12 protein-coding genes are annotated in these 18,523 nt (G+C 59.9%); 6 read left to right on the top strand and 6 right to left on the bottom strand.

The features are described from left to right. Positions 1-6: 6 nt before the first annotated feature. Positions 7-2,406, top strand: a complete 2,400-nt coding sequence (locus tag J7E41_RS15385) for a sensor domain-containing diguanylate cyclase (RefSeq protein ID WP_214994071.1) — start codon at positions 7-9, stop codon at positions 2,404-2,406. 42 nt (positions 2,407-2,448) lie between these two features. Here J7E41_RS15385 and dacB read toward each other — a convergent pair whose 3' ends face one another. Further along, positions 2,449-3,909 carry a D-alanyl-D-alanine carboxypeptidase/D-alanyl-D-alanine endopeptidase gene (dacB, locus tag J7E41_RS15380; RefSeq protein ID WP_214994070.1) on the bottom strand — a complete coding sequence of 487 codons (1,461 nt, stop codon included), beginning with the start codon at positions 3,907-3,909 and terminating at the stop codon, positions 2,449-2,451. A gap of 237 nt (positions 3,910-4,146) precedes the next feature. Here dacB and J7E41_RS15375 point away from each other — a divergent pair, with 237 nt between their 5' ends. Further along, the gene (locus J7E41_RS15375) at positions 4,147-4,491 is read left to right on the top strand and encodes a YggL family protein (protein ID WP_214994069.1); all 345 of its coding nucleotides are present in this window, start codon (positions 4,147-4,149) and stop codon (positions 4,489-4,491) included. Positions 4,492-4,548: 57 nt separating this feature from the next. Here the strand turns inward: J7E41_RS15375 and J7E41_RS15370 are convergent, their stop codons facing one another. After that, the gene (locus tag J7E41_RS15370; protein WP_214994068.1) at positions 4,549-5,739 is read right to left on the bottom strand and encodes a benzoate/H(+) symporter BenE family transporter; all 1,191 of its coding nucleotides are present in this window, start codon (positions 5,737-5,739) and stop codon (positions 4,549-4,551) included. 236 nt (positions 5,740-5,975) lie between these two features. Here J7E41_RS15370 and J7E41_RS15365 point away from each other — a divergent pair, with 236 nt between their 5' ends. Beyond that, a complete protein-coding gene (locus tag J7E41_RS15365; RefSeq protein WP_169355662.1) occupies positions 5,976-6,740 on the top strand; it encodes a GntR family transcriptional regulator in 765 nt (254 codons plus the stop codon). Positions 6,741-6,867: 127 nt separating this feature from the next. On the opposite strand, the gene guaD is transcribed toward J7E41_RS15365, so the two are convergent. The 4 genes from guaD to xdhA all read right to left on the bottom strand — a co-directional run bounded on the left by guaD (position 6,868) and on the right by xdhA (position 12,930). Beyond that, positions 6,868-8,172: a guanine deaminase gene (gene guaD / locus J7E41_RS15360; RefSeq protein WP_214994067.1), complete on the bottom strand. Its 1,305-nt coding sequence runs from the start codon at positions 8,170-8,172 to the stop codon at positions 6,868-6,870. A 7-nt stretch (positions 8,173-8,179) separates the two neighbouring features. Further along, entirely contained in the window at positions 8,180-9,022 is an 843-nt protein-coding gene (gene xdhC / locus J7E41_RS15355; protein WP_214994064.1) for a xanthine dehydrogenase accessory protein XdhC, read from the bottom strand. A gap of 67 nt (positions 9,023-9,089) precedes the next feature. Further along, positions 9,090-11,489 (bottom strand): xanthine dehydrogenase molybdopterin binding subunit, encoded by a 2,400-nt coding sequence (gene xdhB, locus J7E41_RS15350; protein ID WP_214994062.1) that lies wholly within the window; start codon positions 11,487-11,489, stop codon positions 9,090-9,092. Next, a complete protein-coding gene (gene xdhA / locus J7E41_RS15345; protein WP_214994059.1) occupies positions 11,482-12,930 on the bottom strand; it encodes a xanthine dehydrogenase small subunit in 1,449 nt (482 codons plus the stop codon). Before xdhA ends, xdhB begins: the two co-directional genes overlap by 8 nt. A gap of 280 nt (positions 12,931-13,210) precedes the next feature. Between xdhA and J7E41_RS15340 the strand changes: the two genes are divergently transcribed. From J7E41_RS15340 to zipA, 3 genes are all read left to right on the top strand, one after another. After that, positions 13,211-13,870: a GntR family transcriptional regulator gene (locus J7E41_RS15340; RefSeq protein ID WP_214994057.1), complete on the top strand. Its 660-nt coding sequence runs from the start codon at positions 13,211-13,213 to the stop codon at positions 13,868-13,870. 2 nt (positions 13,871-13,872) lie between these two features. After that, positions 13,873-17,361 carry a chromosome segregation protein SMC gene (gene smc, locus J7E41_RS15335; RefSeq protein ID WP_214994054.1) on the top strand — a complete coding sequence of 1,163 codons (3,489 nt, stop codon included), beginning with the start codon at positions 13,873-13,875 and terminating at the stop codon, positions 17,359-17,361. A gap of 259 nt (positions 17,362-17,620) precedes the next feature. Beyond that, on the top strand, positions 17,621-18,475 hold the full coding sequence (zipA, locus tag J7E41_RS15330) for a cell division protein ZipA (protein WP_214994053.1): 855 nt from the start codon (positions 17,621-17,623) through the stop codon (positions 18,473-18,475). The last annotated feature ends 48 nt before the right edge of the window (positions 18,476-18,523 follow it).

Below are 18,523 nucleotides of genomic sequence, written 5' to 3'. Positions count from 1 at the left end.
TTGCCTATGTCGCTGCATGCCGTGCGCCCGAAAATCCTTGGCTTTATCAATGAGCAGGCGTCGGCGTGGCTCGTGGCATTGACGGTCTTTCTGGCAGGCGTAGCGCTGACGGCCATCGTCGCGTGGGCGGCGTCCGATCTCTATCAACAGCAGGTTCGCCAGCGGTTTCAACTGCTGGTCAACGAACGCTACAGCCGTCTTCAGGAGCGCTTTGAAGATCAGGAACAACGCCTGGGCAGCCTGCGGCGTTTTTTCGTCAACTCGCACATGGTTTCCCACAAGGAATTCAATGGTTTCGCACGGCCCTTGCTGCTGCGTACCCGGGCCTATGCCTGGGCGCCGCGGATTTTTCGTGATCAACGCAAGGCGTTTGAACAGCAGGTGACCCATCAGCGCGGTTTTCCGTTTGCCATTCGTGAATTGAATGAGGCAGGTGAATTGGCGCCAGCGGCCGAGCGCGATGAATATGTGCCGGTGCTCTACAGCCAGACTCAAAGCATCCTTGGGTCACCCTTGGGGTTTGATTTGTTGGCCCAGCCCCTGCGTCGTTCGACGCTTGCACGGGCGCAAAAAACAGGGACGATGGCGGTTTCACAACCCATGCTATTGGTGGGCGTGGAGCCGGCCTACGCCATGGGCGTCTTGCTGGTAGTGCCGGTCAGTCACGCGGCCACTGCGCAAACGCCCCAAAGCGAGCCATACGGTTACGTGATGGCCGTGATCAGCATGCGCCAGTTGGTAGCCGACGGTTTACCCAAGCCCGACCGGGACAATCTGGTGGTGCAGATTGTCGACACCTCCGATACGCAGCAACGCGTGCTCTACGAATCCAGCAGTGCCTTGGCCCACAGCAGCCTGGAGGCGACACGCCGGTTGACCTTGGGCGATCACGTCTATGCCTTGACGCTGCGCCCCAGTCAGGTATTCGAGAAGGTCAATCACTCTTCGGTGATCAGCATCCTGAGCCTGGGTAGCCTGCTTAGCGTGTTGCTCAGCGCCTTGCTTTATGTGCTGGTCAGCCAGCGCCAGAGGGCACTGAAGCTGGTGGAGCAACGCACTGGCCAGTTGCACCAACGGGAGCAGGAATTGCGCGGCGCCCACGGCCAATTACGCAGTGTGTTGAACGCGGCAACGCAGGTAGCGATCATTGCCACCGACTTGCGCGGGGTCATCAATACCTTCAATGCCGGGGCTGAGCAGATGCTGGGCTTTGAGGCTGATCAGGCAGTGGGCCATCTGACCCTCGCAAGCCTGCACTTGGCCCCAGAGCTTGACGCCCGGGCCGCGCAGTTGAGTCTGGTACTCGGTAAACCCATTGCGCCGCATCAGGCGATGCTGGTGGAAGGCGGTGACAATGTGCATGAGGCCCGTGAGTGGACGCTGGTGCGCAAGGATGGCAGCCAACTGACGGTGAATATGCTGGCGACGACCTTGCTGGATGACCATGGTCTGTGGATTGGCCACTTGGCGATCTGCCTGGATATCACTGAGCAAAAACGTGCCTATGAGGCGCTGGCAGCGCGGGATCGGTTGCTGAAAAAGCTCAGTGCCCATGTTCCCGGTGGCATCTTTCAATTCACCCTGGAACCTCGGAATAACTGGCGATTTATCTATGCCAGTGATGGCATTCGTGACATCTACGAAATCGAACCCGGGTTGTTGCAGTTGGATGCGAAACAAGTCTTTGAACGCATTCATCCCCAGGACGCCGAGCGGGTCCGCGCGTCTATCCGTTTGTCAGCGCTGCAATTGAGTCACTGGCGTGAAGAGTACCGCGTGCAATTGCCTCAACGGGGCCTGCGCTGGGTCCGTGGCGAAGCTACCCCGGAAGAGCTGCCAGGCGGCGGGACGTTGTGGCATGGCTATGTGTCGGATATTTCCGACCTGAAACGGGTCGAGGAAGAGCTTCGGGCACTGTCCATCACTGACTCCCTGACCGGCATTTATAACCGGCGCTACTTCCAGGACCGCCTGCGGGCCGAGATGATCAGGGTCAAGCGCACCTCGGGAGCGTTGGCGGTGATCATGTTCGATATTGATCACTTCAAACGCATCAATGATCAGCATGGGCACGCCGTGGGCGATGGCGTGTTGCAAGAGTTGTGTCGGCGGATACGCCAGCGCTTGCGTCGCACTGATGTGTTCTGCCGCCTGGGAGGCGAGGAGTTTATGGTGCTGTGCCCTCACACCGATGGCGCCCAAGCCTATAGCCTGGCGCTGGAGTTGTGGCAAGCGTTGCGCAGCGCGCCAATGGAGCGCGTGGGTACCGTGACAGCCAGTTTCGGGGTTGCCAGTTGGTGGGTCGATGAAGGCGAAGACAGTTTGTTGTTGCGCGCGGACTCGGGGGTGTACGCGGCCAAGCAGGCGGGCAGGGATCGAGTCGAGGTAGAGCGGTTGCCGGCTTGATGACAGCCTTGCAGGAGCCAGGCCCCTGCAAGGCTGTGGGGTTTACAGAACCGGCGCGGCCGCTGTCAGCTTCGGCTGGCGATACAGGTCCAGTAACACCTGATCCAGCACCGACGAGGCGCCCCATGGCTTCGGATCGTTAAGGATTGCTACCACTGCCCAGGTGTTGCCGTTGTTATCGCGGCTGAAGCCGGCAATCGCCCGCACGGTGTTCAGGGTGCCGGTCTTGACGTGAGCTTCACCGCGCAACGCCGTGGTTTTCAGACGTTTGCGCATGGTGCCGTCCATCCCGGAAATCGGCAGCGAACTGATGTACTCCGCAGCATACGGGCTTCGCCAGGCAGCTTGCAGCATGGCCGCCATCTCCCGGGCGCTGACGCGCTCGGCACGGGACAAGCCGGAACCGTTCTCCATCACCAGATGTGGCGCGGTGATGCCTTTTTTCGCCAGCAACTGACGCACAACCCGCTGGGCAGCCTTGGCGTCATCACCATCGGCATCGGTGCGGTATTGCGCGCCGAGGCTGAGGAACAGCTGCTGGGCCATGGTGTTGTTACTGTATTTGTTGATGTCGCGGATGATTTCCGCCAGGTCCGGGGAGAACGCACGGGCCAGGACCTTGGCATCCTTGGGCACCGGGGCCTGGATGTCGCGGCCCTGGATGCTGCCGCCCAGCTCTTTCCAGATCGCCCGTACGGCTCCGGCGGTGTAGGTGGCGTGGTCCAGCAAGGACAGGTAGGTCTGAGAGCTGCAGCCATCACCCAATTGCCCGTTGACGGTCACCGTGACACTGCCATCGGCGGCGGTTACTGGGTTGTAGCGCACATCACCGGTGCACTGTTTGCTGTTGACTACCTTGACCTGGTTGTCGATGTGAATGCTGGCAATCGGTGGCTCCACCGAAATCAACACCTTGCCCGAGTCGTTGCGGGCTACAAAGCGCAAGGCCTTGAGGTTGACCAGCAGGGCATCCGGCTTGACCAGGAATGGCTTGTTGGCGTCATTGCCATCGTCATTGAATTCCGGCAATTGCGGCTGGACGAAGAAACTGCGGTCCAGCACCAGGTCTCCGGTGACTTGCTGCACGCCATTGGCCCGCAGGTCACGCATCAGCAACCAGAGTTTTTCCATGTTCAGCTTGGGATCGCCGCCGCCCTTGAGGTACAGGTTGCCGCGCAGTATGCCGCCGCTCAGGGTGCCATCGGTGTAGAACTCGGTTTTCCACTGATGGTTGGGGCCGAGCATTTCCAGGGCGGCGTAGGTGGTGACGAGTTTCATGGTCGAGGCCGGATTGACCGACACATCGGCGTTGAACACGGTGGGTGTGCCGGGGCCGTTGAGGGGAATCATCACCAGGGACAGCGCATTGTTCTGCAGCTTGGCCTTCTGGAGGGTTTCCTGAACCTTGGGGGGCAGGGTGGTGTTGATCGGGGCGGCGGTGACGGAAAAGGCCAGGGGCAAAAGAAAACCGGCCAGTAACAGGGGACGCAGAGATTTGATCATAAGAAATGGAACCCTACTGCTGAGGAGGGGTGAAAAGAGGAGGGCATATGAACGAAAATCCCTCAGTGGTCATGAAAGTGTCGGCATTATGCCCCAAGCGTGAGGCACTTGTGCCTGAACCATAGCGGCTAATTGCGGTTTTTTTTACTGGCACACTGCCGCCCGTCCCAGAGAGTCGGGCAAAGGGCCGCTTAAACTGCTAAAGTGCCGCCCGTTATTACTTATGAGGATTGTTCCATGGCGACTAACCGTTCCCAGCGTCTGCGCAAAAAACTGTGCGTTGATGAATTTCAAGAGCTGGGCTTCGAGCTGAACCTGGATTTCAACGAAGGTTTGGACGACAAGGCTATCGACGCTTTCCTCGACGCATTCCTGAAAGAAGCGATGGAGGCCAATGGCCTTGGCTACGTGGGCGGCGATGACTACGGTCTGGTTTGCCTGCAGAAGCGCGGCTCGGTCAGCGAAGAACAGCGTGTTGCTGTTGAAGCTTGGCTCAAAGGCCGTAGCGAGCTGAAAAGCGTTGAAGCCAGCCCGCTGATGGACGTCTGGTACCCGGAAAAGCCGATCAATCCGGTAGCCTGATGTCATGAAAAAGCGACCCGCCCGGGTCGCTTTTTCGTTATGGCGTCTTAAAAAGAGTCAGGCCTTGCGCCCATTCAGAATCACCAGCGTCAACACCCCCGCGACAATCCCCCAGAACGCCGAACCGATGGAAAACAACGTCAACCCCGACGCTGTGACCATAAAGGTGATCAGCGCTGCTTCCCGTTCCTTGGGCTCATTCATGGCGATGCTCAGGCCATTGATGATCGAGCCAAACAACGCCAGTGCCGCAATCGACAGCACCAGTTCCTTGGGCAGGGCCGCGAACAAGGCCGCCAAGGTGGCGCCAAATACCCCGGCAATCCCGTAGAAAATCCCGCACCAGACCGCAGCCGTGTAGCGCTTGTTGCGATCCTCATGGGCATGGGGACCGGTGCAGATCGCTGCGCTGATGGCCGCCAGGTTGATGCCGTGGGAGCCGAACGGCGCCAGCACCAGCGAGGCCAGGCCGGTCGCCGTGATCAGGGGCGAGGCCGGCACGTTGTAGCCATCGGCCCGCAGTACGGCCACCCCCGGCATGTTCTGCGAGGTCATCGCCACCACGAACAGCGGAATGCCGATGCTGATGGTGGCGGCCAGGGAGAAGTACGGCGTGGTCCACACCGGTGTCGCGACTTCCAGGTGGAAGCCACTGAAATCCAGCAACCCCATCAGGCCGGACAGGGCCGTGCCGATCAGCAGTGCGGCCAGTACCGCATAGCGCGGCGACAGGCGCTTGACGATCAGGTAGGTGAAGAACATCCCCAGCACCAGCGCGGTACGGTGCTGCGCGGCGACGAAAATCTCGCTGCCGATCTTGAACAGAATCCCCGCCAGCAAGGCCGCCGCCAGGGACGCAGGGATACGCTTGACCAGTTTTTCAAAACTGCCGGTGAGCCCGCAGATCGTCACCAGCACCGCGCAGGTGATGTAGGCACCGATGGCCTCGCCGTAGCTCACGCCGCCCAGGCTGGTGATCAGCAGTGCCGCGCCGGGTGTGGACCAGGCGATGGTGATCGGCGTGCGATAGCGCAGGGACAGACCGATGCTGCACACCGCCATGCCGATGGAGATTGCCCAGATCCACGACGAAATCTGCGCCGTGGTCAGGCCGGCGGCCTGGCCGGCCTGGAACATCAGCACCAGGGAGCTGGTATAGCCGGTCATCATGGCAATGAAGCCGGCGACGATAGCCGAAGGCGAGGTATCGGCTAGTGGGCGCAGTGGCGCTTGGGTCGCGTCGGTCATGGGGCGGTGTTCCTTTATGCCTGGGGCTTATTTTTAGAAGCGGGTGCGGATTCAAGCCTAAACTCAAACGTAACGACTCATTGCAATACAGCCGGCGCCGCAAACAGCCATACAGTCGTGTTGGCGCAACGGGTTGTGTACAATATGCGTTGTTTTTACGCGATACTTGCCAGCGACCCTCAGTACCGTATTACAGTCAACGTCAATTCGCCGCCGTTCTCCCGACCCGAGTGCCCATGAACGAACAGTTGCAGCCCCTCAAGAAACAACCGCGAGCCGGTAAGGCCGGTCGCAGTGGAACCCAGGACGATATCGTCTACGCGCATATCTTCGAGGCGATCCTTGAACAACGCCTGGCGCCCGGTACCAAATTGAGTGAAGAAGCACTGGGCGAAATCTTCGGCGTGAGCCGTACGATCATTCGCCGGGCATTGTCGCGCCTGGCCCATGAAGGCGTGGTGTTGCTGCGGCCCAATCGCGGTGCGGTCGTGGCCAGCCCGAGTGTCGAGGAAGCCCGTCAGGTGTTCATGGCCCGACGCCTGGTGGAGCGCGCGATCACTGAGTTGGCGGTGCAGCATGCCACCGCCGAGCAGTTGGCCGAATTGCGTCAGATGGTCAATGACGAGCGGGACAGCTTCTCCCGAGGCGATCGCGGGGCGGGTATCCGGCTTTCCGGCGAGTTCCACCTGAAGCTGGCCGAGGCGGCGAAGAACGCACCGCTGATCAGCTTCCAGCGCAGCCTGGTGTCCCAGACTTCACTGATCATCGCCCAGTACGAAAGCGGCAACCGTTCCCACTGCTCCTACGATGAGCACACCCAACTGATCGACGCTATCGAGGCGCGGGATGCGACGTTGGCCGTGAACCTGATGATGCACCACATGGATCACATCGACAGCAAGCTCAACCTCGATGAGGAAAGCGCGTCGGATGACCTGCATGCAGTGTTCTCGCATCTGTTGCAGACCAAGAAGCCGGGGCGGTCGTCTGTAAAATTGTAAACCCGATCAAAAAATGTGGGAGCGGGCTTGCTCGCGAAGGCGGAGTGTCAGTCACTAGATTTATCGACTGATCCACCGCCTTCGCGAGCAAGCCCGCTCCCACATTTGTTTTGTGGTGTTTGTTATATCAGCGTTGGTGCACCAACTGCCCGGCCGCATACGTCTGCAATACCGCCCGATCATCCCCCAGCGTCATCAACACAAACAACGTCTCGGCAATGGTATTGGCCTGCTTCAAACGATAGCTGAGCAGCGGCGTGGCGTTGTAGTCCAGCACCAGGAAGTCCGCGTCGGTGCCCGGTTGCAGCGTGCCGATCTTGTCTTCCAACCGCAGCGCCCGCGCGCCGCCCAGGGTCGCCAGGTACAACGATTTGAACGGACTCAGTCGCGCACCCTGCAACTGCATCACTTTGTAGGCTTCGTTCAGTGTTTGCAGGAGTGAGAAACTGGTGCCCCCACCGACGTCGGTGCCCAGGCCGACATTGAGCTTGTGCTTCTCCGCCATCGGCAAGTTGAACAAGCCGCTGCCGAGGAAGAAGTTCGAAGTCGGGCAGAACGCTACCGCCGAACCCGCTTCTGCCAGGCGCGCGCATTCGTCGTCGCACAGGTGCACGCCGTGGGCGAATACCGAGCGTTCTCCCAACAGTTTGTAATGGTCGTACACGTCCAGGTAACCGCTGCGTTCCGGGAACAGCTCCTTGACCCACTCCACTTCCTGCAGGTTTTCACTGATGTGAGTCTGCATGTACAGGTCCGGGTATTCCCCCAGCAGTTGCCCGGCGAGGGTCAGTTGCTCCGGTGTGCTGGTCGGTGCGAAACGTGGCGTCACCGCGTAGTGCAAGCGGCCTTTGCCGTGCCAGCGCTCGATCAGCGCCTTGCTTTCCAGGTAGCCGGATTCGGCGGTGTCGGTCAGATAGTCCGGAGCGTTGCGGTCCATCATCACTTTGCCGGCGATCATGCGCAGGTCAAGTTTCTCGGCCGCTTCGAAAAACGAATTCACCGACTGCGGGTGCACGCTGCCAAACACCAAGGCCGTGGTGGTGCCGTTACGCAGCAGTTCCTTGATGAAAATGTCCGCGACCTCTTCGGCGTGGGCCTTGTCGGCGAACTGGCTTTCGCAGGGGAAGGTGTAGGTGTTGAGCCAATCCAGCAACTGTTCGCCATAGGCGCCCACCATGCCGGTTTGCGGCAGGTGGATATGGGTGTCGATCAGGCCGGGGGTGATCAGCGCATCCTGGTAATGGGTGACCTCGATGTCAGCCGGCAGGCTGGCGAGCAGTTCGCTGGCATGGCCCAAGGCGCTGATCTGGCCGTTGTCGATTACCAGCAGGCCGTCTTCGAAATACTCATAGGAGGCTTCAATGCCTACTTCAGCAGGGTCGGCGATGCTGTGCAGGATGGCGGCACGGTAGGCTTTGCGAGTCAAAGGCATGGTCATCTCAGTTAATAGCTTGGCTGCGACGCGAGGCCGGCAGCAGTTTGGCAATGGGTTCGGCGCTGGCGGTGTGCTGGCCGAAATGGGCGTTATAGGTGGCGATGATTTCGCCGGCGATGGAGATGGCGATTTCCACAGGCAATTTGCCTTTGACCTCGCCCAGGCCCATCGGGCAACGCATGCGTTGCAGTTGCGTGGCGTCGAAGCCGCGGTCGCGCAGGCGGTGTTCGAACTTGACCCGCTTGGTTTTCGAACCGATCAGGCCGAAGTAGGCGAAGTCATTGCGTTTGAGCAGGGCGGCGGTCAATTCCAGGTCGAGGGCGTGGTTGTGGGTCATGACGATGCAATAACTGCCTGCGGGCAAGTTGTCGATTTCATCCACGGGCTCTTCGCTGACGATTTTACGCACGCCCTGAGGGATCTGCTCCGGGAATTCCTGTTCCCGGGAATCGATCCAACGCACGCGGCAGGGCAGGCTGGCCAATAACGGCACCAGGGCGCGACCGACATGACCGGCACCGAACACGGCTATCTGCGCCTGCACCTGGCCCATCGGTTCAAACAGCAACACCGTGACGCCGCCGCAGCACTGGCCCAGGCTGGCGCCGAGGCTGAAGCGCTCCAGATGAGTGTTTTGCTGGCCGCGAACGAGCATGTCCCGGGCGATCTGCATCGCCTTGTATTCCAGGTGCCCGCCACCAATGGTGTCGAAGGTCTGACTGGCGGCGATGACCATCTTCGAGCCCGCGTTACGCGGCGTGGAGCCGAGCTCTTCGATGATGGTCACCAGTACGCAAGGTTCACCCTGGGTTTGCAGGTCGGCGAGGGCGCTGATCCAGTTGTTCATGTTTACCTCAACATTTCTGTTGTCAGTCCGGCCGTCTTCGACTTACTCGCGAAGGCAGCACCTCGGTCTAAAGCGAAGCCAACTCAGTTTCAGTTTCAACAGCTTTCGCTGCCTTCAACTGCCGCATCTGCTCACAACCCCACAACACCCGTTCCGGTGTCGCCGGTGCATCAATCTTCGGTTGATGGCGGTAGTCACCGAGGCTGGCCACGGCATCCTTGATCGCACACCAAGACGCAATGCCAAGCATGAACGGCGGCTCACCCACGGCCTTGGAATGGAACACCGTGTCTTCCGGGTTCTTGCGGTTTTCCACCAGCTTCACCCGCAAATCCAGCGGCATGTCCGCTACGGCCGGGATCTTGTAGCTGGCCGGGCCGCAGGTCTCTAATTTGCCCTTGGCATTCCACACCAGCTCTTCCATGGTCAGCCATCCCATGCCCTGAATGAAGCCGCCCTCGACCTGGCCGATGTCGATGGCCGGGTTCAGCGACGCACCCACGTCGTGGAGGATATCGGTACGCAGCATCTTGTACTCACCGGTCAGGGTGTCGACGATCACTTCGCAACAGGCCGCGCCGAAGGCGAAGTAGTAGAACGGCCGCCCGCGTGCCTGGCTGCGGTCGTAGAAGATTTTCGGGGTCTTGTAGAAACCGGTGCTGGACAGCGACACCTGGGCGAAATACGCCTGCTGGATCAGCGTTTCAAACGTCAGGATATGGTCGCGGACCCGTACGTGGCCGTTGTGGAATTCCACATCGGCTTCACTGACTTCGTACTTGCGCGCGGCAAACTCCACCAGGCGCTGCTTGATGATTTCGGCGGCATTCTGTGCGGCTTTACCGTTCAGGTCGGCGCCGCTGGAGGCGGCGGTCGGCGAAGTGTTCGGCACTTTGTCGGTGTTGGTGGCGGTGATTTGTACCCGGTCGGTTTCCACCTGGAATACCTCGGCTACTACCTGCGCGACCTTGATGTTCAAACCCTGGCCCATCTCGGTGCCGCCGTGGTTCAGGTGGATGCTGCCGTCGGTGTAGATGTGGATCAGTGCACCGGCCTGGTTGAGGAAGCTGGCAGTGAAGGAAATGCCGAACTTCACCGGCGTCAGCGCCAGGCCTTTTTTCAGGATCGGGCTGTTGGCGTTGTAGCGACGAATCGCTTCGCGACGCTCGACATATTGGCTGCTGGCTTCCAGTTCGGCGGTCATTTCTTCGAGCATGTTGTGCTCGACCGTCTGGTAGTAGTGGGTGACGTTGCGCTCGGTCTTGCCGTAGTAGTTGGCCTTGCGCACCGCCAGTGGGTCCTGGCCCAAGTGGCGTGCGATAGCGTCCATCACTTCCTCGATGGCGACCATTCCTTGTGGGCCACCGAAGCCACGATAAGCGGTGTTGGACGCGGTGTTGGTCTTGCAGCGATGACCGTTGACCGTGGCATCGCCCAGGTAATAGGAGTTGTCGGCATGGAACATGGCGCGGTCGACAATCGAGTTCGACAGGTCCGGTGAGCAGCCGCAGTTACCGGCCAACTCCAGATTGATCCCGTGCAGGCGTCCGCTGTCGTCAAAGCCCACGTCATATTCGATATAGAAGGGATGACGCTTGCCAGTCATCAGCATGTCTTCGACGCGGGGCAGGCGCATCTTGGTCGGCTGGCCGGTGAGGTGGGCGACTACCGCACACAGGCAGGCAGGGCTTGCCGCCTGGGTTTCCTTGCCGCCGAAACCACCGCCCATGCGGCGCATGTCGACGACGATCTTGTTCATCGAGACGTCGAGTACTTCGGCCACCAGCTTCTGCACTTCGGTGGGGTTTTGCGTGGAACAGTAGACGATCATGCCGCCGTCTTCGGTGGGCATCACCGAGGAGATTTGGGTCTCCAGGTAGAAATGTTCCTGGCCGCCGATGTGCAGGGTGCCCTGGATACGATGTTTCGCCGTCGCCAGCGCGCCCGTCGAATCACCGCGTTGGTGGGTGTGGCTGTCCAGCACGAAATGTTTTTTGCGAAAGGCCTCGACCACATCCAGCACCGGCTCCAGGTCTTCGTATTCGATGACGGCGGCCATCGCCGCTTTACGTGCGGTTTCCAGGTCGCGGGCGGCCACGGCCAGCACCGGTTGCCCGACAAACTGCACATCATCAATCGCCAATAACGGGTCGCCCGGCATCAGTGGGCCAATGTCTTTCAGGCCCGGTACATCTTCATGGGTGATGACGATGCGCACGCCTTCAAAGGCGTAGCAGGGCGCGGTGTCGATGCTGATGATTTTGGCGTGGGCGCGGTCGGACAGGCGCGCATACAGGTGCAACTGGTTGGGGAATTCCAGGCGGTCATCGATGTACTGCGCTTCGCCGGACACGTGCTTGGCGGCGCTGTCGTGCTTGATGCTGCGGCCGACACCGGAGGTCAGGTCCTTGGCAAACAGCTCGGCGAGTTCGGCTTGGGTTTTTTCCACGGCGTGATGATTAGACATAAGCGGTCACCCGAGTCTCGATGTGCGGCGTTTGCAGTTCGATGAAGTATTTGCGCAGCAGGTTTTGCGCGCTGAGCAGGCGGTATTCCTTGCTGGCGCGGAAGTCTGACAGCGGGGTGAAATCCTCGGCCAGGGCGGCGCAGGCTTTTTCCACCGTGGCTGAATTCCAGGTCGCGCCCGTCAGGATCGCTTCGCAATGTTTTGCGCGTTTTGGCGTAGCCGCCATGCCACCGAAGGCGACGCGGGCATCGGCGATCACACCGTTATCAATCTTCAGATTGAAAGCCGCGCAGACGGCAGAAATATCATCGTCCAGACGCTTGGACACCTTGTAGGCACGGAACAGCGACTGGCCCTTGGGCACGATGATCTTCTCGATAAACTCACTGTCCTGGCGGGCCGTGACGCGGTAGTCGATGAAGTAGTCTTCCAAGGCCAGGGTGCGACGGGTGTTGCCTTTACACAGGACGATTTGCGCGCCCAGGGCGATCAGCAGCGGCGGTGAATCACCGATAGGCGAGGCGTTGCCGATATTGCCGCCCAGCGTGCCCTGGTTGCGGATCTGCAAGGAGGCGAAGCGGTGCAGCAGGTCGCCGAAGTCCGGGTATTCATTATTCAAGGCGGTGTAGCAGTCGGACAGCGAGGTGGCGGCACCGATTTCCAGGCGGTCTTCGAAGATCTCGACACGCTTCATCTCGGTGATATTGCCAACGTAGATCATCACCGGCAGTACGCGGTGGAATTGGGTCACTTCCAGTGCCAGGTCGGTGCCGCCGGCCAGAAGTCGGGCTTGAGGATAGGCGTCATAGAGGTCGGCCAGGTCGGCGACCGTCAGCGGCACCAGGCAGCGTTTGTCGCCGCTGTTCAACTCGCCGGTTTGTGTTGGGGCAATGGCCTTGAGGCGGGCGATGGTGGCGGCTTCGCGGCTGTCGAACTGGTCCTGGGGTTTGTTGCAACAGGCCTGTTCGGCGGCGGCTAGAATCGGGCGATAGCCGGTGCAGCGGCAGAGGTTGCCGGCCAAGGCTTCATGGGCCTTGTGGGTATCGGGGGTTTCGCTGTTCTTTTGCAGGGCGAACAGCGACATCACAAAGCCCGGGGTGCAGAAGCCGCACTGCGAGCCGTGGCACTCGACCATGGCTTTCTGCACGCTGTGCAGTTCACCCTGATGCTTGAGGTCTTCGACGCTGATCAGTTGTTTGCCGTGCAAAGACGACACAAAGGTCAGGCACGAGTTGAGGCTGCGATAACGGATCTGCTCGCGGCCCTGATCATCGGTATGCAACTCGCCCACCACCACGGTGCAGGCACCGCAATCGCCGCTGGCGCAGCCTTCCTTGGTGCCTGATTTGCCCAGATGCTCGCGCAAATAGTTGAGCACGGTCAGGTTAGGGTCCAGGGCGTGCTCGCTACGGAGTTCCTGGTTAAGTAAAAACTGGATCACGGAAGGCCTCGCAGACTCATTATTGTTGTTAACCGCTTTGCGCCGAATCTAGTCATGTCTGACTTTTCGGTCAATGATTTTCTGACCTAAGGGTCAAGAAATTGCGATTTCAACATCCTTAATTATGGTCCAGATCTTTGGAACCGATGTTTTTGGGGGCTTTTGGGCTTTAATGGCTGCTTATTTCATGCCAAATTCCAGCTCGTGGGCCCTGCGCCATCAACCTGCAAGTGCGCTACACTGCCGCGCTCGTACCGATAGAAGATTTTGAAGGGAAAACATGACGTTCAAGGCGCCGGATAGTCTTGCCGAGCAAATCGCTCACCACCTCGCCGAACGTATCATTCGCGGCGACCTCAAGCCTGGGGAGCGGATCCAGGAGCAGAAGGTCACGCTGGCGCTCAATGTCAGCCGTGGTTCCGTGCGCGAAGCCTTGCTGATCCTTGAGCGGCGGCACCTGATCGCGATCCTGCCGCGCCGTGGCGCCCACGTCACCGAACTCACCGCCCACAAGGTACAGAGCCTGTGTACGCTGATGTCCGAAATGTACATCCTGCTGGGCAATTCGGTCGCCGAAGGCTGGCAGACCCAGGCCGACATGGCGCCGTTCCTGCAGATCCAGCAACGGCTGGTGAGCAATTTCGAGCGCCAGGACATCCGTGCCTTCGTCGAAGAAAGCTTCAATGTGATGCGCGCGGCCTACCCCTTCGCCAACAACCCGTATTTGCAGGAAACCGTCGAGAACCTGCAACCGGCGATGAACCGTGCCTATTACCTGGCGCTGGATCAGCGCAAGGCGGAAATGAGCGAGTACCTGGCGCTGTTCGAGCAATTGCTCGCCGCCGTACTGGCCCGTGACCTGTCACAGATTCGCCTGGTGCTCTCGGCCTACGGCCAGCGCAGCAGCTCCCTGGTCATCGCTGCCTTGGCGGTTGCCTAAGCGTGCGGCTCAAGTGCATCAAACTGGCGGGGTTCAAATCCTTCGTCGACCCGACCACGGTGAATTTCCCCAGTAATATGGCGGCGGTGGTAGGGCCCAATGGCTGCGGCAAGTCGAACATTATCGACGCCGTGCGCTGGGTGATGGGCGAGAGTTCCGCGAAAAACCTGCGTGGCGAGTCGATGACCGACGTCATCTTCAACGGCTCCACCAGCCGCAAGCCGGTGAGCCAGGCCAGCATCGAGCTGGTGTTCGACAACTCCGACGGCACCCTGGTCGGTGAGTACGCCGCCTATGCGGAAATCTCCATCCGCCGCAAAGTGACCCGTGACAGCCAGAACAGCTACTTCCTCAATGGCACCAAGTGCCGACGCCGGGACATTACCGACATCTTCCTCGGCACCGGCCTGGGCCCGCGCAGCTATTCGATCATCGAGCAGGGGATGATCTCCAAGCTGATCGAAGCCAAGCCCGAAGACCTGCGTAACTTCATCGAGGAAGCGGCTGGCATCTCCAAGTACAAGGAGCGCCGCCGCGAGACCGAAAACCGTATTCGCCGCACCCACGAAAACCTCGCCCGCCTGACCGACTTGCGCGAAGAGTTGGAGCGCCAGCTCGAACGCCTGCACCGTCAGGCCCAGGCCGCCGAGAAGTATCAGGAATACAAGGGCGAAGAACGCCAGCTCAAGGCGCAACTGTCGGCGCTGCGTTGGCAGGCACTGAACGATCAGGTCGGCCAGCGCGAAGCGATCATCGCCACCCAGGAAATCAGTTTCGAAGCCTTGGTGGCCGAGCAGCGCAACGCCGACGCCAGCATCGAACGCCTGCGGGACGGTCACCATGACTTGTCCGAGCGCTTCAATCTGGTGCAGGGGCGCTTCTATTCGGTGGGCGGTGACATCGCCCGGGTCGAGCAGAGCATTCAGCACGGTCAGCAGCGCTTGCGTCAGTTGCAGGACGATCTGAAAGAAGCTGAACGCGCGCGCCTGGAAACCGAATCTCACCTGGGCCACGACCGCACCTTGCTGCTGACCCTCGGTGAAGAGCTGGATATGCTCACCCCTGAGCAGGAAGTCACCAGCGCGGCGGCCGAAGAAGCCGCTGCGGCCCTGGAAGAATCAGAAACCACCATGCACGGCTGGCAGGAGCAGTGGGACGCTTTCAACCTGCGTTCCGCCGAACCGCGCCGCCAGGCCGAGGTGCAGCAGTCGCGCATCCAGCAGCTGGAAACCAGCATGGAACGCTTGGCCGAGCGTCAGCGGCGTTTGCTGGAGGAGCGCGTGTTGCTCGCTGCCGATCCGGAAGACGCGGCGATCTTGCAACTGAGCGAGCAATTGGCCGAGAGCGAAATGACGCTTGAAGAGCTGGAGGCCAGCGAAGAACAGCAAGTAGAGCGCCTGGAGCAATTGCGTCAACAGCTGCAACAGGCGGGTCAGGCCCAGCAGCAGGCACAGGGTGATTTGCAGCGGCTCAACGGCCGTTTGGCGTCGCTGGAAGCCCTGCAGCAGGCGGCTCTTGATCCGGGTACGGGGACCGCCGAATGGCTGCGCGATCAACATCTGGCCGAGCGTCCGCGCTTGGCCGAGGGTTTGAAAGTCGAGGCCGGTTGGGAGCTGGCGGTGGAAACCGTGCTGGGTGCCGACCTGCAAGCGGTGCTGGTGGATGACTTTGGCGGTTTCGACCTGGCCGGTTTTGCCCAGGGCGATTTACGCTTGCTCAGCCCTGCGGCGGACGGTGTGCGGGTGCCGGGCAGTTTACTGGACAAGGTTGAGGCAGCGATTGATCTGTCGCCCTGGCTGGGCCAGGTCAAACCGGTGGAGAGTCTTGAGCAGGCCTTGGCACTGCGTGGGCAGTTGGCGGCCGGCGAAAGCCTGATCAGCCGTGACGGCTGCTGGGTCGGCCGGCATTTCCTGCGGGTACGCCGTGCCAGTGAAGCTGAAAGCGGCGTGCTGGCGCGAGGTCAGGAAATCGTCAACCTGAGCGCCGAACGTGAAGAGCGTGAAGCCACCCTTGAAGCCCTGGAAACCCAATTGCAAACCCTGCGCGCTACCCAGCGCCAGCAAGAGACTGGCCGCGAACACCTGCGCCGGCTGTTGCAGGACGAAGCGCGTCAGCAAGGCGAATTGAAGGCTCAGCTGTCGGCGAGCAAGGCCAAGGTCGAACAGTTGACCCTGCGCCGTACCCGTCTTGATGAAGAAGTGGCCGAGATGGGCGAGCAGCGCGCCCTGGAGCACGAACAAGTTGGCGAGTCACGCCTGCAATTGCAGGAAGCCCTCGACAGCATGGCCCTGGACACCGAGCAGCGCGAGTTGCTGTTGGCCCAGCGCGACAGCTTGCGCGAGCGCCTGGATCGGGTACGCCAGGAAGCCCGCCAGCACAAGGATCACGCTCATCAGTTGGCGGTGCGCTTGGGATCGCTCAAGGCGCAGCACGATTCCACACGCCAGGCCCTTGAGCGCCTGGAAATGCAATCCGAGCGGCTGACCGAGAAGCGCGAGCAACTGAGTCTCAACCTGGAGGAGGGCGAAGCCCCGCTGGAAGAGCTGCGGCTCAAGCTTGAAGAATTGCTCGATAAGCGCATGACTGTCGACGTCGAACTCAAGACAGCACAAATTGCCCTGGAAGATGCCGACCGCGAATTGCGTGACGCCGAAAAACGTCGGACCCAGGCCGAGCAGCAATCGCAACTGATCCGTGGCCAACTCGAACAGCAGCGCATGGAATGGCAAGCCCTGACCGTGCGCCGTAAAACCTTGCAGGACCAGTTGCTCGAAGATGGCTACGACCTGCACGGCGTGCTCAATACCTTGACCGCTCAGGCCAACGAAAAAGAAGCTGAAGAAGAACTTGAGCGCATCGCCGCGCGTATTCAGCGGCTGGGCGCGATCAACCTTGCGGCCATCGATGAGTACCAGCAGCAGTCCGAGCGCAAACGTTATCTGGATGCCCAGGATGCCGATCTGGTGGAAGCCCTGGACACGTTGGAAAACGTTATTCGCAAGATCGACAAGGAAACCCGTAATCGCTTCAAAGATACCTTTGATCAGATTAATGGTGGTTTACAGGCGTTATTCCCGAAAGTTTTCGGTGGTGGCAGCGCTTACTTGGAACTGACGGGCGAAGATCTACTCGATACAGGGGTGACGATCATGGCGCGGCCTCCGGGCAAGAAGAACAGCACCATCCATTTGTTGTCCGGTGGCGAGAAGGCACTGACGGCATTGGCCCTGGTATTTGCCATCTTCAAGTTGAACCCGGCGCCGTTCTGTATGCTCGACGAGGTTGACGCCCCGCTGGATGACGCTAACGTTGGACGGTATGCCCGACTGGTTAAAGAGATGTCCCAGACGGTGCAGTTCATCTACATCACCCACAATAAGATCGCCATGGAAATGGCCGATCAGTTGATGGGGGTGACGATGCACGAACCGGGATGTTCGCGTTTGGTAGCGGTGGATGTCGAAGAAGCGATGGCGATGGTGGAATCTTAAGTCGCGCTTTGAAAGGGATTTTTCAGCAGGATGTAAGGTGTTTTACCGGTCGCGGGGCGATGGCAAAGGGACATATTTGTTCAAGCCATTTTGACAGACTGTGTAAAGTTATCTTTGGTCGTGCTAGTTTAATGTCAATTTCTTGTATGCGTGGGCAAAACGTCATTCAGAACATAGAGTTGGCGCCACGTTTTAAAGCGGTTTGCACGGTGCTAAACCCCTTATTTTTCAGCATTTTTTATTAGAGGCACGGGATTACATGGAAATCGGTCTGCGCGAGTGGCTGATCGTCATCGGCATCATTGTCATTGCCGGTATTCTTTTTGATGGCTGGCGCCGTATGCGCGGTGGCAAGGGCAAGTTGAAATTTCGCCTGGACCGCAACCTGTCCAATTTACCGGACGACGACGGCAGTGCTGAGCTGCTGGGGCCGCCCCGTGTCCTGGACGCCCATAAAGAACCGCAGTTGGACGAGCATGACTTGCCGTCGATGAGTGCGCCGGTGCGTGAAGCCCGCGAGCCCTCCGGAAAACGCGGCAAGCGTACTGCCGGCGAACCTTCCCAGGGTGACCTGAATCTGGACCTGGAAGACGGCCCGAGCTTCAGTAGCCGTGACGGCGATTTCCCGGACGAAAGCCCGGCCAAGAGCGCCTCGCGTGAGTCCGTCAAGGATCAGCCGGCCGCTGAAGAAGTGCTGGTGATCAGTGTGATCTGCCGCGACGCTGCCGGCTTCAAGGGCCCGGCGCTGTTGCAGAACATTCTGGAAAGCGGCCTGCGTTTTGGCGAGATGGATATTTTCCACCGCCACGAAAGCATGGCCGGCAACGGTGAAGTGCTGTTCTCCATGGCCAACGCGGTCAAGCCAGGCGTTTTCGACCTGGACGACATCGACCATTTCAGCACCCCGGCGGTCAGCTTCTTCCTTGGTCTGCCAGGCCCGCGTCATCCGAAACAGGCGTTCGACGTCATGGTGGCGGCGGCCCGCAAGCTGTCTCAGGAACTCAACGGCGAGCTCAAGGACGATCAACGCAGCGTACTGACCGCCCAGACCATCGAACACTACCGTCAGCGTATTGTGGAGTTCGAGCGTCGCGCCCTGACACAGAAGCGCTGAGGTTCGATCTTAAGCGTCGCCTGTAGAATACGTGCACTAACATATTGA

The organism is Pseudomonas fluorescens (assembly GCF_018614655.1).
In the GTDB taxonomy this organism is placed as follows: Bacteria; Pseudomonadota; Gammaproteobacteria; order Pseudomonadales; family Pseudomonadaceae; genus Aquipseudomonas; species Aquipseudomonas fluorescens_BX.
Note: the sequence above shows the minus strand (reverse complement) of the source record. Positions and strands in the feature narration are given on the sequence as shown.